At 47.6% G+C, this 13,947-nt stretch carries 15 protein-coding genes and 5 tRNA genes; 6 read left to right on the top strand and 14 right to left on the bottom strand.

Going from position 1 to position 13,947, the window contains the following annotated elements:
• Positions 1–11: 11 nt before the first annotated feature.
• From rplK to CI960_RS17595, 14 genes are all read right to left on the bottom strand, one after another.
• Positions 12–455, bottom strand: a complete 444-nt coding sequence (gene rplK, locus CI960_RS17530) for a 50S ribosomal protein L11 (RefSeq protein WP_005854215.1) — start codon at positions 453–455, stop codon at positions 12–14.
• 67 nt (positions 456–522) lie between these two features.
• The gene (gene nusG, locus CI960_RS17535) at positions 523–1,065 is read right to left on the bottom strand and encodes a transcription termination/antitermination protein NusG (protein ID WP_005854213.1); all 543 of its coding nucleotides are present in this window, start codon (positions 1,063–1,065) and stop codon (positions 523–525) included.
• Between the two features lie 11 nt (positions 1,066–1,076).
• Entirely contained in the window at positions 1,077–1,271 is a 195-nt protein-coding gene (gene secE / locus CI960_RS17540; RefSeq protein ID WP_005854211.1) for a preprotein translocase subunit SecE, read from the bottom strand.
• 18 nt (positions 1,272–1,289) lie between these two features.
• Positions 1,290–1,362, bottom strand: a tRNA-Trp gene (locus CI960_RS17545).
• Between the two features lie 52 nt (positions 1,363–1,414).
• The gene (gene tuf / locus CI960_RS17550) at positions 1,415–2,602 is read right to left on the bottom strand and encodes an elongation factor Tu (protein ID WP_005854209.1); all 1,188 of its coding nucleotides are present in this window, start codon (positions 2,600–2,602) and stop codon (positions 1,415–1,417) included.
• 49 nt (positions 2,603–2,651) lie between these two features.
• Positions 2,652–2,723: transfer RNA gene (locus CI960_RS17555), tRNA-Thr, on the bottom strand.
• A gap of 10 nt (positions 2,724–2,733) precedes the next feature.
• Positions 2,734–2,806, bottom strand: a tRNA-Gly gene (locus CI960_RS17560).
• Positions 2,807–2,850: 44 nt separating this feature from the next.
• A tRNA-Tyr gene (locus CI960_RS17565) sits at positions 2,851–2,933 on the bottom strand.
• Positions 2,934–2,952: 19 nt separating this feature from the next.
• Positions 2,953–3,026, bottom strand: a tRNA-Thr gene (locus CI960_RS17570).
• 94 nt (positions 3,027–3,120) lie between these two features.
• A complete protein-coding gene (gene hpf / locus CI960_RS17575; RefSeq protein ID WP_008778704.1) occupies positions 3,121–3,420 on the bottom strand; it encodes a ribosome hibernation-promoting factor, HPF/YfiA family in 300 nt (99 codons plus the stop codon).
• The gene (locus CI960_RS17580; RefSeq protein ID WP_005854176.1) at positions 3,410–4,318 is read right to left on the bottom strand and encodes a tyrosine-type recombinase/integrase; all 909 of its coding nucleotides are present in this window, start codon (positions 4,316–4,318) and stop codon (positions 3,410–3,412) included. Before CI960_RS17580 ends, hpf begins: the two co-directional genes overlap by 11 nt.
• A 73-nt stretch (positions 4,319–4,391) precedes the next feature.
• Complete coding sequence (rpsU, locus tag CI960_RS17585; RefSeq protein ID WP_005854174.1) at positions 4,392–4,583, bottom strand: 30S ribosomal protein S21; 192 nt, start codon at positions 4,581–4,583, stop codon at positions 4,392–4,394.
• Positions 4,584–4,667: 84 nt separating this feature from the next.
• On the bottom strand, positions 4,668–5,705 hold the full coding sequence (gene mtnA, locus CI960_RS17590) for an S-methyl-5-thioribose-1-phosphate isomerase (RefSeq protein ID WP_005854172.1): 1,038 nt from the start codon (positions 5,703–5,705) through the stop codon (positions 4,668–4,670).
• A 14-nt stretch (positions 5,706–5,719) separates the two neighbouring features.
• Positions 5,720–6,577 carry a hypothetical protein gene (locus CI960_RS17595; protein ID WP_005854170.1) on the bottom strand — a complete coding sequence of 286 codons (858 nt, stop codon included), beginning with the start codon at positions 6,575–6,577 and terminating at the stop codon, positions 5,720–5,722.
• A 401-nt stretch (positions 6,578–6,978) separates the two neighbouring features.
• On the opposite strand from CI960_RS17595, the gene CI960_RS17600 reads away from it, so the two are divergent.
• The 6 genes from CI960_RS17600 (at position 6,979) to CI960_RS17625 (ending at position 13,822) form a co-directional block, all read left to right on the top strand.
• Positions 6,979–7,614: an HU family DNA-binding protein gene (locus CI960_RS17600; RefSeq protein WP_005854168.1), complete on the top strand. Its 636-nt coding sequence runs from the start codon at positions 6,979–6,981 to the stop codon at positions 7,612–7,614.
• A gap of 44 nt (positions 7,615–7,658) precedes the next feature.
• Complete coding sequence (locus CI960_RS17605) at positions 7,659–9,446, top strand: aminopeptidase P family protein (protein WP_005854166.1); 1,788 nt, start codon at positions 7,659–7,661, stop codon at positions 9,444–9,446.
• Between the two features lie 10 nt (positions 9,447–9,456).
• Complete coding sequence (locus CI960_RS17610; RefSeq protein WP_005854163.1) at positions 9,457–9,972, top strand: gamma carbonic anhydrase family protein; 516 nt, start codon at positions 9,457–9,459, stop codon at positions 9,970–9,972.
• Positions 9,973–10,123: 151 nt separating this feature from the next.
• Positions 10,124–11,236, top strand: coding sequence for a serine hydrolase (locus CI960_RS17615; protein WP_009018015.1), 1,113 nt, complete (start codon positions 10,124–10,126; stop codon positions 11,234–11,236).
• A 36-nt stretch (positions 11,237–11,272) separates the two neighbouring features.
• Positions 11,273–12,391 carry a carbohydrate-binding family 9-like protein gene (locus CI960_RS17620; RefSeq protein ID WP_005854158.1) on the top strand — a complete coding sequence of 373 codons (1,119 nt, stop codon included), beginning with the start codon at positions 11,273–11,275 and terminating at the stop codon, positions 12,389–12,391.
• Positions 12,392–12,418: 27 nt separating this feature from the next.
• Positions 12,419–13,822, top strand: coding sequence for a C1 family peptidase (locus CI960_RS17625; RefSeq protein ID WP_005854156.1), 1,404 nt, complete (start codon positions 12,419–12,421; stop codon positions 13,820–13,822).
• Positions 13,823–13,947 lie beyond the last annotated feature (125 nt).

Here is a 13,947-nt window from a genome sequence, read left to right on the forward strand (position 1 = left end):
ATTGAAGTTTATTAATTATTACCCGGGAATGTCCCTTTAACAGTGATACCCATACTTCTGGCTGTTCCCGCAACCATTCTCATGGCCGACTCGACAGTAAAGCAGTTTAGATCGACTAATTTGTCTTCAGCGATAGCTTTCACCTGATCCCATGTGATCTCAGCGATCTTAGCACGGTTAGGTTGAGCGGAACCGCTCTTCTTCTTAGTAGCTTCCAACAACTGGATTGCCACAGGAGGAGTTTTAACGACAAAGTCGAAAGACTTATCGGCATAGTAAGTAATTACAACAGGTAATATCTTACCAGCCTTGTCTTGGGTCTTGGCATTAAATTGCTTGCAAAACTCCATAATGTTAATACCCTTAGAACCCAAAGCAGGTCCTACTGGGGGAGAAGGGTTTGCTGCTCCTCCTTTAATCTGCAATTTGATTTGTCCAGCAACTTCTTTAGCCATTGTTTCTAAAATTTTTTAGATATATAACATCAATAACAGAAAGGTAGCACTTTTCGTAACCAGAGTACTATTCTTTCTCAACTTGCATATAACCCAACTCAAGGGGAGTCTTGCGTCCGAAGACCTTAACCATCACCTTAAGTTTCTTTTTCTCGGCGTTGACCTCTTCGATTATACCCGTGAAACCGCTGAACGGTCCAAAAGTAATCTTCACACTCTCGCCAACATAGAACTGGATATCCAGATCCTCTTGTTGTTCCTGCAACTCGTCAACCGTACCTAAGATACGATTCACTTCCGCAGGACGTAATGGCACGGGGGTATCAGAACCACCCAAGAAACCAATCACATTCGGAATGTTCCGCAATCGATGAGCAACCTCACCGACCAAAGCAGCCTCGACCAGCACATAACCCGGCAAGTAAGCCCTTTCTTTCATGACCTTCTTACCGTTTCGTACCGTAAAGGTTTTCTCAGTCGGAATCAAGACTTGAGATACATATTCTCCCAGATCCGTATTCTTCAGCTCAGCCTCTAGATATTCCCGTACCTTGTTCTCCTTGCCACTGATGGCACGCAGAACATAAAATTTCTTTTGGATATCAGACATACCTTAACTGATTAGAAAATTTGGTTGTAGAAGAAACGCATAACAGCCTCGAAGGCCCCGTCAACAACAAAGATCAATGCGGCGATGATAAGGGAAGCAAACATAACAACAACCGCACTATTGGAAAGCTCTGCTCTCGTAGGCCAAGAAACTTTATAAACAAGTTCGTTATAAGATTCCTTAATATAAGTAATTATCTTTTTCATCGAATCTATAGATTTTAGCACGGAAGGAGAGGCTCGAACTCCCGACACCTGGTTTTGGAGACCAGTGCTCTACCAACTGAGCTACTTCCGTAGAAATAGCCAGCCCTTAAAAAGACTGGCTATAACATTATCTAATGCTTGAATTAGTTCTCTAATTCTGTGATCTGGCCTGCACCTACTGTACGTCCACCCTCGCGGATAGCGAAACGAAGACCTACGCTACATGCTACCGGATAGATCAACTCAACCTCGATCGTTACGTTATCACCCGGCATTACCATTTCAGTTCCTTCCGGCAAAGTGATCTCACCAGTTACATCCAATGTACGGATATAGAACTGAGGACGATATTTGTTGTGGAACGGAGTGTGACGACCACCTTCCTCTTTCTTCAAGATATAAACCTCAGCCTTGAACTTAGAATGCTCTTTAACCTGACCCGGGTGGCAGATTACCATACCACGCTTGATCTCATTCTTATCGATACCGCGAAGCAACAAACCAACGTTATCACCAGCCTCACCTTGATCCAATAACTTACGGAACATCTCAACACCTGTAACAACAGATTTCTTACCAGCAGCGCCAAGACCGATGATCTGAACTTCCTCACCAACCTTAACAATACCTGTCTCGATACGACCTGTAGCAACAGTACCACGACCCGTGATTGAGAATACGTCCTCAACCGGCATCAAGAACGGCTTGTCGATTTCGCGCGGAGGCAGAGGAATCCAAGTATCACAAGCTTCCATCAACTCCATTACTTTATCTTCCCATTGAGCATCACCGTTCAATGCACCAAGAGCAGAACCACGGATGATCGGAGTGTTGTCACCGTCGAATTGATAGAATGAAAGCAACTCTCTCATCTCCATCTCAACCAATTCCAACATTTCCTCGTCGTCAACCATGTCACACTTGTTCATGAATACAACCAATCTCGGAACGTTTACCTGACGAGCCAAAAGGATGTGCTCGCGAGTTTGAGGCATAGGACCATCAGTAGCAGCAACTACGATGATAGCACCGTCCATCTGAGCAGCACCAGTTACCATGTTCTTTACGTAGTCGGCGTGACCCGGACAGTCTACGTGAGCATAGTGACGGTTTGCAGTCTGATACTCTACGTGAGAAGTGTTGATTGTGATACCTCTCTCTTTTTCTTCAGGAGCGTTGTCGATAGAATCGAATGAACGCAACTCTGAAAGACCTTTCTTTGCCAATACTGTTGTGATAGCAGCTGTCAAAGTTGTTTTACCGTGGTCAACGTGACCAATCGTACCAATGTTCACATGTGGTTTCGATCTGTCAAATTTCTCTTTTGCCATAACTTAATTGTTCTTTATTTGATTAATGATCATGTTCAATTTTCAATTGAGCCGGTGCCGAGACTTGAACTCGGGACCTCTTCCTTACCAAGGAAGTGCTCTACCGCTGAGCTACACAGGCAACTTATAAGAGCGGAAGACGGGGCTCAAACCCGCGACCCTCAGCTTGGAAGGCTAATGCTCTATCAACTGAGCTACTTCCGCAAGACCGAATGAACCAACCGATTCTCTCCTTTGTTTCATTCGTGTGGGCAGTGATGGATTCGAACCACCGAAGGCGAAAGCCAGCTGAGTTACAGTCAGCCCCATTTGGCCACTCTGGTAACTGCCCATTCCAATACATTCTTTTGAGCCTCTTGTCGGATTCGAACCAACGACCCCGAGATTACAAATCACGTGCTCTGGCCAACTGAGCTAAAGAGGCGATACTTCTAAAAGCAGCCGTTTCGTCACCACGGCGAAACGGCTGCAAATTTAGATATTATTTCTTACATACCAAATTTATCTACCGTTTTTTTTTATTTGGCTCTGATTTTTTCTTTGAATTTAACCAGTTGCTTCTCCAAAGCCTCAACACAATCGTCTATCGCCCCTTCGAAAGTATCGTTTATTTTATCAGCGAAACATTCCCCGTTCTTCACGGACAACATTATACTGGCCTGCTTGTTCTTCACCGTCTCAGGCTTAACCACCTTCAATGTAACCTCTGCCAATATAATACCATCGAAGTATTGCTCCAATTTAGAAACTTTCTTCTGAATAAACGCCTCCAACTGTGCAGTTGCGTCGAAATGAATTGCTTGAATTCTAACGTCCATAATAACCTCCTTCTTTTTTTGCTCTTGGATGAGCATGATACACTTTTTTTAATTCCTCAAAGGTTGTATGCGTGTAAACACTGGTAGACGCTAAACTGCTATGACCTAATAAATCTTTCACAGCGTTCAGCTCGGCTCCGTTGTTTAACATACTCGTTGCAAATGAATGTCGTAACACGTGTGGACTTCGTTTCGCCAGCATGGGTATCTCCGACAATTGCTTTTTTACTATATTATAAACAATCCCCGTCGACAACTGATTCCCGTTCTTTCGAACAAAAAACCATTCACCGGCTGCCTCAACCTCACGATCACGGACTTCCGTGTATGCAAGCATTAAGTTTTTTAAACCCTCCGCAAAAGGAATCAACCGCTGCTTGTTCCGCTTTCCGGTTACCTTGACCTGCATCGCCTCATAATCCACATCCACGTTTCGTATGCCGATTAACTCTGAGCGGCGCATCCCGGTATCGTATAGCATCTCAATGACCAACCGATTCCTCACACCTTCAAAATCCTCATCAAATCCGTCCCCGTCCAACAACGCCTCCAACTCGCTATCCTTAATAAAATAAGGCAAGGGTTTCTTCGTTTTCGGACCGCTCACCAATCTCAACGGATTCGCGGAGACAATGCCCCGTTTCATGAGAAACTTAAAAAAAGATTTCAAAGAACTTAATTTCCGGTTTACCGATACGGGAGAGAGCTTCTCGTCCATCAAACTGACGATCCAGCTTCTCACGAAATCCGAGTCGATTTCCCCGGGGTTGAATACACCTTCTCGATGCTCTCTTACATACCTCTGGAATTGGTCCAAATCTTTCGAATAGGCACCAATCGTATAATTGGAATAGTTCCGCTCATACCGGAGATAGTTTAGAAAGTCATCGATCAGCATATTCTCGTTGCATCAACATTCATGCAACGAAAATAGGAATAAGAATTCAATAAAACAAGCCCGGAAGCTATAATTATTCTTCTACTTGTTGCAAATGCTGTACGTAGATAGCACGCATAGTCTGCTTTCTCTTCGTAACAGACGGTTTCTCGAAAGCCTGACGGCCTCTCAATTCCTTGACTACACCTGTTTTCTCGAACTTTCTCTTGAATTTCTTAAGCGCCTTCTCGATGTTTTCGCCTTCTTTTAATGGAACTACGATCATAATTTAAATTGTTATATTGTTTAATTATTTATATCCTCAAATTGAGCGGCAAAATTACTGATTGTTTCGGGATTAGCAAAACTTTCAGCGATTATTTTTATAAAAGATGCCTTTCTCCGTAATTATAGCCGTGATTAGCTCGTGGGGAGTAATGTCGAAGGCGGGGTTATAGACTTTCACGTCTTTCGGGGCCATACGCCTTGAATACCACATCTCGGTGACCTCATCGGGGTTACGTTCCTCTATTACAATGGAATCGCCGTCCGGGCACGAGCCATCGATGGTGGATGTCGGGCCTAATACATAGAAGGGGATCTTGTAATGCCGGGCCAAGATAGCCACTCCAGACGTGCCGATCTTATTCGCCACGTCGCCATTGGCAGCTACACGGTCGCAACCTACGACCACGGCATGCACCCAGCCTTTCCGCATGACGACGGAGGCCATATTATCGCAAATCAGCGTCACGTCCACGCCGGCCCTGCTTAGCTCATAGGCCGTGAGCCGGGCGCCTTGCAACAAAGGACGGGTCTCGTCGGCGAAGACCTTGAAACCATAACCTCTCTCCTGCCCCAGATAAATCGGCGCCAAAGCGGTGCCATACTCCGAGACCGCCAGATGTCCGGCGTTGCAATGCGTAAGGATTCCCATCCCGGGACGGAGTAGCTCCAGACAGTTCTCGCCGATCTGCCGGCAAGCGGCGGCGTCTTCCTCCCGGATCGCGATCGCTTCCTTATATAATAGCTCTTTCCATTCCGGGACAGACAAGGTTGGATGAGCGACCAATACCCGCTCCATCCGGTTCAGCGCCGCCACCAGATTCACCGCTGTCGGACGGGAACCGGCCAGATACTCCTTGATCTTCCGAAACTCATTCACGAAAACGGATTTCTCCGCCGTATCGATCCGACGGGCGCAGACATAGATACCATAAGCGGCCGCTACCCCGATAGCAGGTGCTCCACGTACCTTTAATTTATAGATAGCGTCCCATATCTCCTCGGCAGTGGTAAGGGTCAGATACGCTTCCTTACCCGGCAGCAGAGTTTGGTCCAAAATGATCACACCGTCCGCTTGCTCGTTGAAACGCACGGTCTTTAAATCAGATAGAGTTTGTATCATTCGATATGAATATATTAATAGTTCACGGGACCCAGCGTAGCTTCTATCGCCACCCCTGCGGCGGTAACCGCTATCGCTCCTACGACAAGGCCTACCGTAGCCCCATGAGTCTCTTTCACGTAAAAGAAATCGCCGGATTGCTGCTGTCCCTCATCGAAATACTGGGGAGCCACGTCGCCGACCTTGATCAATTTCGCCAGATAGAAGTTCCGCTCAAAAGAGGAATGCTTCAAGGGCTTCCCATTAGTCCCTCCGGCGAACAACGTCAGGTAGCTACGGAATCTCAGCGGAGAATCTTCTTCTGTAAAATCCTTCACTCGGATATTTACGGTTGTGTTTGCTTTCGTTGTCATTTGTTCCTTTACATACTCTTCTTTCGGGATCTCGTTAAACGGGAAGTTGGCTAATTGCAAAGGCGTATTGACTAATTTGGAATGCGGCGGGATAAACTCAACGCCCTTTGGCAAACTCACATCACCGGAGAAGGAACCTTCCGAGTAGCTCCACCCGCTGCTGCTCCTATCGCTCCAATGAAAGGAGCTACCGGATGCCACGCTAGAGCTCTCGCCTCTCACCGAGGCCACTTTCGGGTCGTAGGTGGTAGCCACGTCATCGATAATCAGCGCCGACCGCCCCCAATCCACATACAAGGGTTCATCCAATTTATTATAAATGGTAATAGTAACCGGGGCGTTCTCTCCCCAGAAACGATAAGAGATACGTACCGTATCGTTTTCCTGCACAAAATCACCTCTCTCATTCTTCTCCCCGACGGGGTCATTCGAGTTCAACATCGAATAATAATAAGAAGAACATGCGCTCAAGCCGAGAAGCAGAGCCGCAAAGACAAAAAGATAAAGCAGATTCCTCATGGCACTTCTTATTTGTTTCTACAAAGCTAGCAAATTATTCCTTGATATCTATTGGGTGCCTTATCTTTAACTTGATTTAAAGGGATCGGTTCACAAGGTTGTGGACCACAAGGCTGTGAGCCCATATACATTTATCATAACCTTTAGCTCTTTTATCCGGAATCCTTACCCTTTTCTCTTTTATATATTGTACCTTTGAAGCTGAAGTATTCATTATCCACCATCTGTTAGATGATCATCTAACGAATGGTGGATGATCTTCCAACAGTTGGTGCATGATCATACAACGGCTGTTGGAAGATGAATTCTTCTTGAAGAAACCGCTAAGCTCGCCTATAGAAACGAGTAAGCGATCTAGAAGAATCGGACAAAAGATCTATAACCATTTAAACACAGCACAGATGTCAGCAAATTACAAGTTAGTCAGAAATCCCAACCCGAATCCAGAGGAATCCGGGAAGTCATTACCCCTACATCCTCGTTTGGTCTCTTGCGGGACGATACATACGGGTGAGTTCATCAATAGAGCGAAGTCCCGGTCTTCTTTCTCGCCCGCGGATATGAAAGGGATCTTGCAACTTTTCCAAGACATGATGGTAGACTTCCTCATGTACGGTTACAACGTGGAGCTAGAGGGGATCGGTACTTTCAGCGTCTCCCTGAAAAGCCGGCCCGTGATGGAAAAGAATGAGATCCGGGCGGAATCCATCCATTTCAAGGACGTGAAGTTCAGATCGTCCAAGGAACTAAGAGACCGGCTGAAAACCATGCCGGTGTTTCGTGACGAGTACACGATTAGCGATCCCGCGTATCCCTCCGCCAAGGAATGCGAGCAAGAGGTATTCCGTTATCTGGAGACGAACCCTTTTATTCACCAGAAGAAATATATGTCGCTCTGCGGATGCTCCAGAAGCAAGGCTTCCCTCGACCTGCGAAGGATGGTAGAGGAAGGGAAACTGCGATGGGAAAAGCTAGGCACCTCGCATCTATATTATAAGGTAGAAGAGCCAGCCTCCGGCGAGACAAATCCAAAATAATTCATTAACTTTGCGAGTATTAATGTTGACTAAAATAAAATGCGATGAAAACAAACATTCCTGAACGTATCGCCGCCCTACGGGAGGCTATGAAGCAACAGAAGGTTGACGCTTACATCATACCCAGTTCCGACCCGCACCTAAGCGAGTATCCGGCCGATCGCTGGAAATCGAGAGAATGGATATCCGGCTTCACCGGCTCGGCGGGAACGATCGTGGTCACCGCGGACAAGGCGGGCTTATGGACCGATTCCCGGTATTTCCTGCAAGCGGCCAGCCAACTGGAAGGTTCCGGTATCGAACTCTATAAGTTGGCGCTTCCGGAGACACCGTCTATCACGGAATTCCTCTTGCATGAGTTACACACCGGACAGGCCGTAGGGCTGGACGGGCAAACCTATAGCGCCGCCGAAGCGAGTGCCTTGGCAAATAAACTAAGCCGTAAAGAAATCAAGCTGGATACCTCGGCCGACCTGATCGAGGGTATCTGGAAGGACCGTCCCGCCGTTCCCGGAAACCCGATATTCGAGATGCCGGAAGCATTAAGCGGAGCCTCCGTGCACGAGAAACTAGACCTAATCAATAACCAGTTGCGGAGCGAGGGCGCCGATTGCTTGATCCTCGCCGCCTTGGACGAGATCGCGTGGACATTCAATATCCGGGGTACGGACGTGACCTATAACCCGGTCGTAGTCAGCTACGCCTTCGTATCGGAGGATGAGAGCGTGCTTTTCATCAAGCCAGAGAAGCTGACTGCCGAGATCACCGAGCATTTGAAGAAAGAAGGGGTTACGCTGGCCGAATACTCCATGATCCAGAGGTATCTATCCCGCCTACCGGAAAACAGCCGGGTATTCGTGGATATGAACAAGACGAACGTCTCCTTATACGACGCGATCCCGGGAAGCTGTACGATCGTGGAAGGGATCTCCCCCGCCAACCACTTGAAGAGCATCAAGAACGAGACCGAGATCAAGGGCTTCCAAAACGCCGTGGTAAAAGATGGTGTCGCCTTGACAAAATTCTATATCTGGCTGGAGAAACAAATGGCGGAAGGAGCCCAAGTTACAGAGATCAGCGCCGCCGAGAAGCTGACCGCCTTACGTGCGGAACAACCGCAATACATCATGGATAGCTTCGGCACGATCTGCGGCTACGCCGAGCATGGAGCGATCGTTCATTACTCCGCTACGACGGAGACGGATGCGACCTTGAAACCGGAAGGATTACTTTTGATCGATTCCGGCGCGCAATATCTGGACGGTACGACGGATATCACCCGCACGATCGCCCTTGGAGAGCCGACGGAGCAGATGAAAAAGGATTTCACCCGTGTATTGAAAGGTACGATCAGCTTGGCGAAAAGCAAGTTTCCCGCTGGAACACGAGGCTCTCAGATCGATATCCTTGCCCGTAAGGCGCTATGGGATTCCGGCATTAATTACTTGCACGGAACCGGTCACGGTATCGGCCATTGCCTAAACGTACACGAAGGCCCCCAAAGCATCCGCATGGAGGAGAACCCGGTGACCTTGAAGCCCGGAATGGTGATCAGCGACGAGCCGGCCATGTATCGTACCGGCGAATACGGTATCCGTACGGAGAACATGATCTTGGTACGTGAGGACAGCGAAACGGAATTCGGGAAATTCCTAGGATTCGATACGCTGACGCTTTGTTTCATCGACACGAGCTTGATTATCATCCCCATGCTCTCTGTCCGTGAGCACGCTTGGCTGAACAAGTACCACCAAATGGTCTACGACAAGATCAGCCCGTTCTTGAACGAGGAGGAGAAAGCTTGGCTGAAAGAGAAAACAACAGAAATTTAAACAACTAAAAATGGCATTAATTAAATCCGTTCGTGGCTTTACCCCGAAGATCGGTAAAGACACTTTTTTAGCAGACAACGCCACGATTATAGGTGACGTAGAGATCGGTGAAGGTTGCAGTATCTGGTTTGGCACCGTGCTTCGCGGCGACGTGAACTCGATTCGCATCGGCAACGGCGTAAACGTACAGGATGGTTCCGTCCTTCACACCTTATATGAGAAATCGACGATCGAGATCGGCGATGATGTATCCATCGGCCATAACGTAACGATCCACGGGGCGAAGATTTGCAATGGCGCCTTGATCGGAATGGGCTCCGTGGTATTGGATCACGCCGTAGTAGGCGAGGGAGCGATCATCGCCGCAGGTTCCGTAGTATTAAGCAAGACGATCGTCGAGCCGGGCAGCATCTACGCCGGAGTTCCCGCTAAGTTCGTCAAGAAGGTAGATCCCGAGCAAGCGAAGGAGATCAACCAAAAGATAGCCAAGAACTATCATATGTATTCTTCTTGGTATAAAGAATAATAGCATGTATTTGATTATTTGAATTATAAACCATATATTTGTATCTGTAAAGTAACAACCAAAGGGTTACATGAAAAATGATTCAAATAATAGGGTTCCAGCCAATAAACACTATTTGTCCCGAAGAGTGGGATGGATAGTGTTTATTTTTATGCTGGGAATAGGCGGATATCTGGCGTTACCCTCCAATTATTATCTACGTAGGGCCCTTATCCATTTGTTACCCAAGATCAATCAATATCCGATTTTCGAGAACCGGGTCGTAAAAGCAGGTTCGCCCCGCCCTTGGGAACTATCGGAAGCTTACAATACGAAAAGTATTCCAGAGCGTTATCTTCCCCGGTTTGAGGAACTGGGTACGGTTGCCTATGTAATCATCCAAGACAATCGACTGCTATTCGAGCAATATTGGGAAGATTATTCCCCGGAATCGCATAGCAATTCCTTCTCGATGGCGAAAAGCATCGTCTCGTTAGCGATCGGCTGCGCTATCGACGATGGATTTATCCGGGATGTCGATCAACCGGTAAGCGACTTTTTCCCGGAATTCAAGGGATACGACGGAAAGGCCCTAACGCTTCGCCATTTGCTGACCATGAGCGCCGGCGTGGATTTCGACGAGGCTTACAGCTCTCCTTTCTCTCCTACCACCCAGTTGTATTATGGCGATGACCTACAGGAAATTGCCTTCGGGATGAAAGAGATCGACGAGCCCGGCGTAAACTTTATCTACCAAAGCGGCGTGACACAACTGCTGGGCTTTATCGTGGAGAAGGCTACCGGGGAGAAACTCAGCGATTATGTATCCCGCAAACTATGGACTCCGATGCACGCCGAGGAAAGCGCCCTTTGGAGCCTCGACCGGAAGGACGGCATGGAAAAAGCCTATTGCTGTTTCAACAGTAACGCCCGTGATTTCGCCCGCTTCGGACAATTATTACTCAACAACGGCCAATGGGATGACCGGCAATTGATCTCTCCCGCTTATTTGGCGGAAGCGACAAGCCCCGATACCCGTCTTGTCTATAAGGATCTCGGCAAACCCAACCATTGTTACGGATTCCAATACTGGATTCTCGATTACAAAGGGATGAAGATCCCTTATATGAGAGGAATCTTGGGGCAATACGTCTTCACGCTCCCGGAAAAGAACGCCGTGATCGTAAGACTCGGGCACAAACGCAGCGATACTTATACCGCCGACCAACATTATCCGGACGATATAAATACATGGTTGGACGCGGCGATGGACTTACTTCAATAAGAATCTATTTATCAAACGATCTAAAAATAAACGCACATGAGAAAAACGATTTTAACGACAGCGCCATTGGTGGCACTCCTATTGCTTTCTTGCGCACAGAAACCCAGTACGCAAAAGCCGGACATCACGTATATGCCGCAACCACCGTTCAATCCGCCGACGTATGTTTGCTACAAGGCCCCCGCTCCTATCAAGATCGACGGAAAGCTTTCTCCCGGGGAATGGGACGCGATACCTTGGACCAACGACTTCGTAGATATCGAAGGCGACAAACGCCCGGCCCCTCACTTCCAGACCCGGGCCAAGATGACTTACGATGATAACGGAATGTACTTCGCCGTCCTTATGGAGGAGCCGCACGTATGGGCGACCATCACGGAACACGACGCCGTGATCTTCCATGACAACGACTTCGAGATCTTCCTGAATCCTACGAACGACACCCATAATTATCTGGAGTACGAGGTGAACGCCTTGGGTACGGAATGGGACTTGTTCTTAACCCGCCCCTATCGGGATAATCCGCAAGTATTGAATAACTGGGAGTTTGCCGGAATGAAATCCGCTGTTTATGTGGACGGTACGCTGAATAACCCGAAAGACACGGATAAATCATGGAGCGTAGAGGTATTCATTCCTTGGACTTCCGTATTCCAAATGGACAGAGGTAAAGAAAAGCCGGAAATCGGCGAGCAGATCCGTGTGAACTTCTCTCGTGTGGAATGGACAACGGACGTGAAAGACGGTAAATACGTGAAAGTCCCTATCCAAGGAGAGGATAAGATTCGCGAGTACAACTGGGTATGGGCGCCTACCGGGGTAATCAATATCCATATGCCCGAATACTGGGGTTATGTTCAAATATCGGATAAGATTGCGGGAGAAGGTGAGACTCCTTTCGTAAAACATCCTTCGGAAGAGACGAAATGGATCTTGCGTAATTTATATTACCGTCAGAATGAGTTCGCCGCAACCTTCGGACATTATGCCGATAACATCAACGACTTGAAAGCAAACGAGCTATGCCCGCAAGAGATCGCCAATCAACTGGAAATACATACGACACCTTCCATGTATGAGATATCGCTACCCGCACCAGACGGTACGGTATGGAATATCCGGCAAGACGGTCTGGTATGGCCTAAAAAGAAATAACACAATTTATTAATCAACTAAAATATCATGAAGCAAAAGAATTTATGGATAGCGGCCTTGGCTTTAGGCATCACGCTATCGGCTCACGGACAACAAAGCGGTGGAGGCATCTCACCCACGATGTTGCAGCAAATCAAACAGTCTTATCAAGGAACGCCGACCGATAAGGCGATCCGTAATGCGATCACCAATAACGACATCAACAAGCTTGCCGTTAATGGGGAGAGCAAGAACAATTTGGATACTTACTTCTCCAATAAGGTAGAGAGCAAAGGGATCTCCAACCAACGTTCCTCGGGCCGTTGCTGGCTTTTCACGGGATTGAACGTGTTCCGTGCGCAGGCCATCGCCAAATATGACATGGGAGACTTTCAATTCTCCCAGAATTATTCTTTCTTCTGGGATCAATTGGAGAAAGCGAACCTTTTCTTACAGGGCATCATCGATACTCGTCTGAAACCGATGGACGACAAGATGGTGGAATGGCTGTTCAAGAACCCGATCGGAGACGGAGGGCAGTTCACGGGTGTCTCCGATATCTTGACCAAGTATGGCGTGGTTCCCGCCGAGGTCATGGTAGAGACCAACAGTAGCAACAGTACCGGACGCATGAGCAACCTGATCGGATTAAAGCTGAAAGAATACGGCTTGCAACTTCGTGACCTGTCTACGACCAAAGGCACGACCGTAGCGGATCTGGAGAAAAAGAAAACAGAGATGCTAGGTACGATTTACCGTATGCTCGTATTGAACTTGGGAGAGCCGCCTACGAAATTCACGTGGACTCGCAAAGACGCTAAAGGGAATCCGGTAGAGACGAAGGAATATACGCCTCAGTCCTTCTTCCAAGAATATATCGGGGACGATTTGAAAAACAACTATGTCATGTTGATGAACGATCCGAGCCGCGATTATTATAAGTTGTATGAGATCGATTACGACCGCCACGCTTACGATGGCAAGAACTGGACTTACGTAAACCTTCCGATCGAGGATATCAAACAAATGGCTATCGCTTCCATCAAGGACAGTACCATGATGTATTTCTCTTGCGACGTGGGCAAGTTCTTCGATCGTGACAGAGGCATTCTGGATGTAAACTTCTACGATTACGGTTCACTGATGGGTACGACTTTCGGCATGGATAAGAAACAACGTATCCAGACATTCGCCAGCGGTTCCTCACACGCCATGACCTTGATGGCTGTTGATCTCGACGCGAATGGAAAGCCGAAGAAATGGATGGTTGAGAATAGTTGGGGCCCCGGAGCGAACGCCGGCCACCTCATCATGACAGACCAATGGTTTAATGAGTATATGTTCCGTCTGGTAGTCAACAAGAAGTACATCACGGATCAAGTAAAAGAGATCTTGAAACAAACACCGACTCGCCTTCCCGCTTGGGACCCGATGTTCGCTGAAGAGGATTAAAATAAAACACGGATGAGATAGACAACGCGAATTGTTCAATTACCAATCCGTACATCTATCTCATCCGTATTCCATTGCTATATCAAAAGAGTCTGGGCATACAATCACTCGAATAGCAAACCCGG

This window comes from Parabacteroides sp. CT06, assembly GCF_002257605.1.
Taxonomy (GTDB): domain Bacteria; phylum Bacteroidota; class Bacteroidia; order Bacteroidales; family Tannerellaceae; genus Parabacteroides; species Parabacteroides distasonis.

What these genes read in the sequence shown, in the direction of transcription:
- nusG (WP_005854213.1), bottom strand. Translation starts at nt 1,065, where the DNA reads ATGTCTGATATCCAAAAGAAATTTTATGTTCTGCGTGCCATCAGTGGC.
- tuf (WP_005854209.1), bottom strand. Translation starts at nt 2,602, where the DNA reads ATGGCAAAAGAGAAATTTGACAGATCGAAACCACATGTGAACATTGGT.
- CI960_RS17580 (WP_005854176.1), bottom strand. Translation starts at nt 4,318, where the DNA reads ATGCTGATCGATGACTTTCTAAACTATCTCCGGTATGAGCGGAACTAT.
- secE (WP_005854211.1), bottom strand. Translation starts at nt 1,271, where the DNA reads ATGAAAAAGATAATTACTTATATTAAGGAATCTTATAACGAACTTGTT.
- CI960_RS17620 (WP_005854158.1), top strand. Translation starts at nt 11,273, where the DNA reads ATGAGAAAAACGATTTTAACGACAGCGCCATTGGTGGCACTCCTATTG.
- CI960_RS17595 (WP_005854170.1), bottom strand. Translation starts at nt 6,577, where the DNA reads ATGAGGAATCTGCTTTATCTTTTTGTCTTTGCGGCTCTGCTTCTCGGC.
- hpf (WP_008778704.1), bottom strand. Translation starts at nt 3,420, where the DNA reads ATGGACGTTAGAATTCAAGCAATTCATTTCGACGCAACTGCACAGTTG.
- CI960_RS17615 (WP_009018015.1), top strand. Translation starts at nt 10,124, where the DNA reads ATGCTGGGAATAGGCGGATATCTGGCGTTACCCTCCAATTATTATCTA.
- CI960_RS17610 (WP_005854163.1), top strand. Translation starts at nt 9,457, where the DNA reads ATGGCATTAATTAAATCCGTTCGTGGCTTTACCCCGAAGATCGGTAAA.
- rplK (WP_005854215.1), bottom strand. Translation starts at nt 455, where the DNA reads ATGGCTAAAGAAGTTGCTGGACAAATCAAATTGCAGATTAAAGGAGGA.
- CI960_RS17600 (WP_005854168.1), top strand. Translation starts at nt 6,979, where the DNA reads ATGTCAGCAAATTACAAGTTAGTCAGAAATCCCAACCCGAATCCAGAG.
- CI960_RS17625 (WP_005854156.1), top strand. Translation starts at nt 12,419, where the DNA reads ATGAAGCAAAAGAATTTATGGATAGCGGCCTTGGCTTTAGGCATCACG.
- CI960_RS17605 (WP_005854166.1), top strand. Translation starts at nt 7,659, where the DNA reads ATGAAAACAAACATTCCTGAACGTATCGCCGCCCTACGGGAGGCTATG.
- mtnA (WP_005854172.1), bottom strand. Translation starts at nt 5,705, where the DNA reads ATGATACAAACTCTATCTGATTTAAAGACCGTGCGTTTCAACGAGCAA.
- rpsU (WP_005854174.1), bottom strand. Translation starts at nt 4,583, where the DNA reads ATGATCGTAGTTCCATTAAAAGAAGGCGAAAACATCGAGAAGGCGCTT.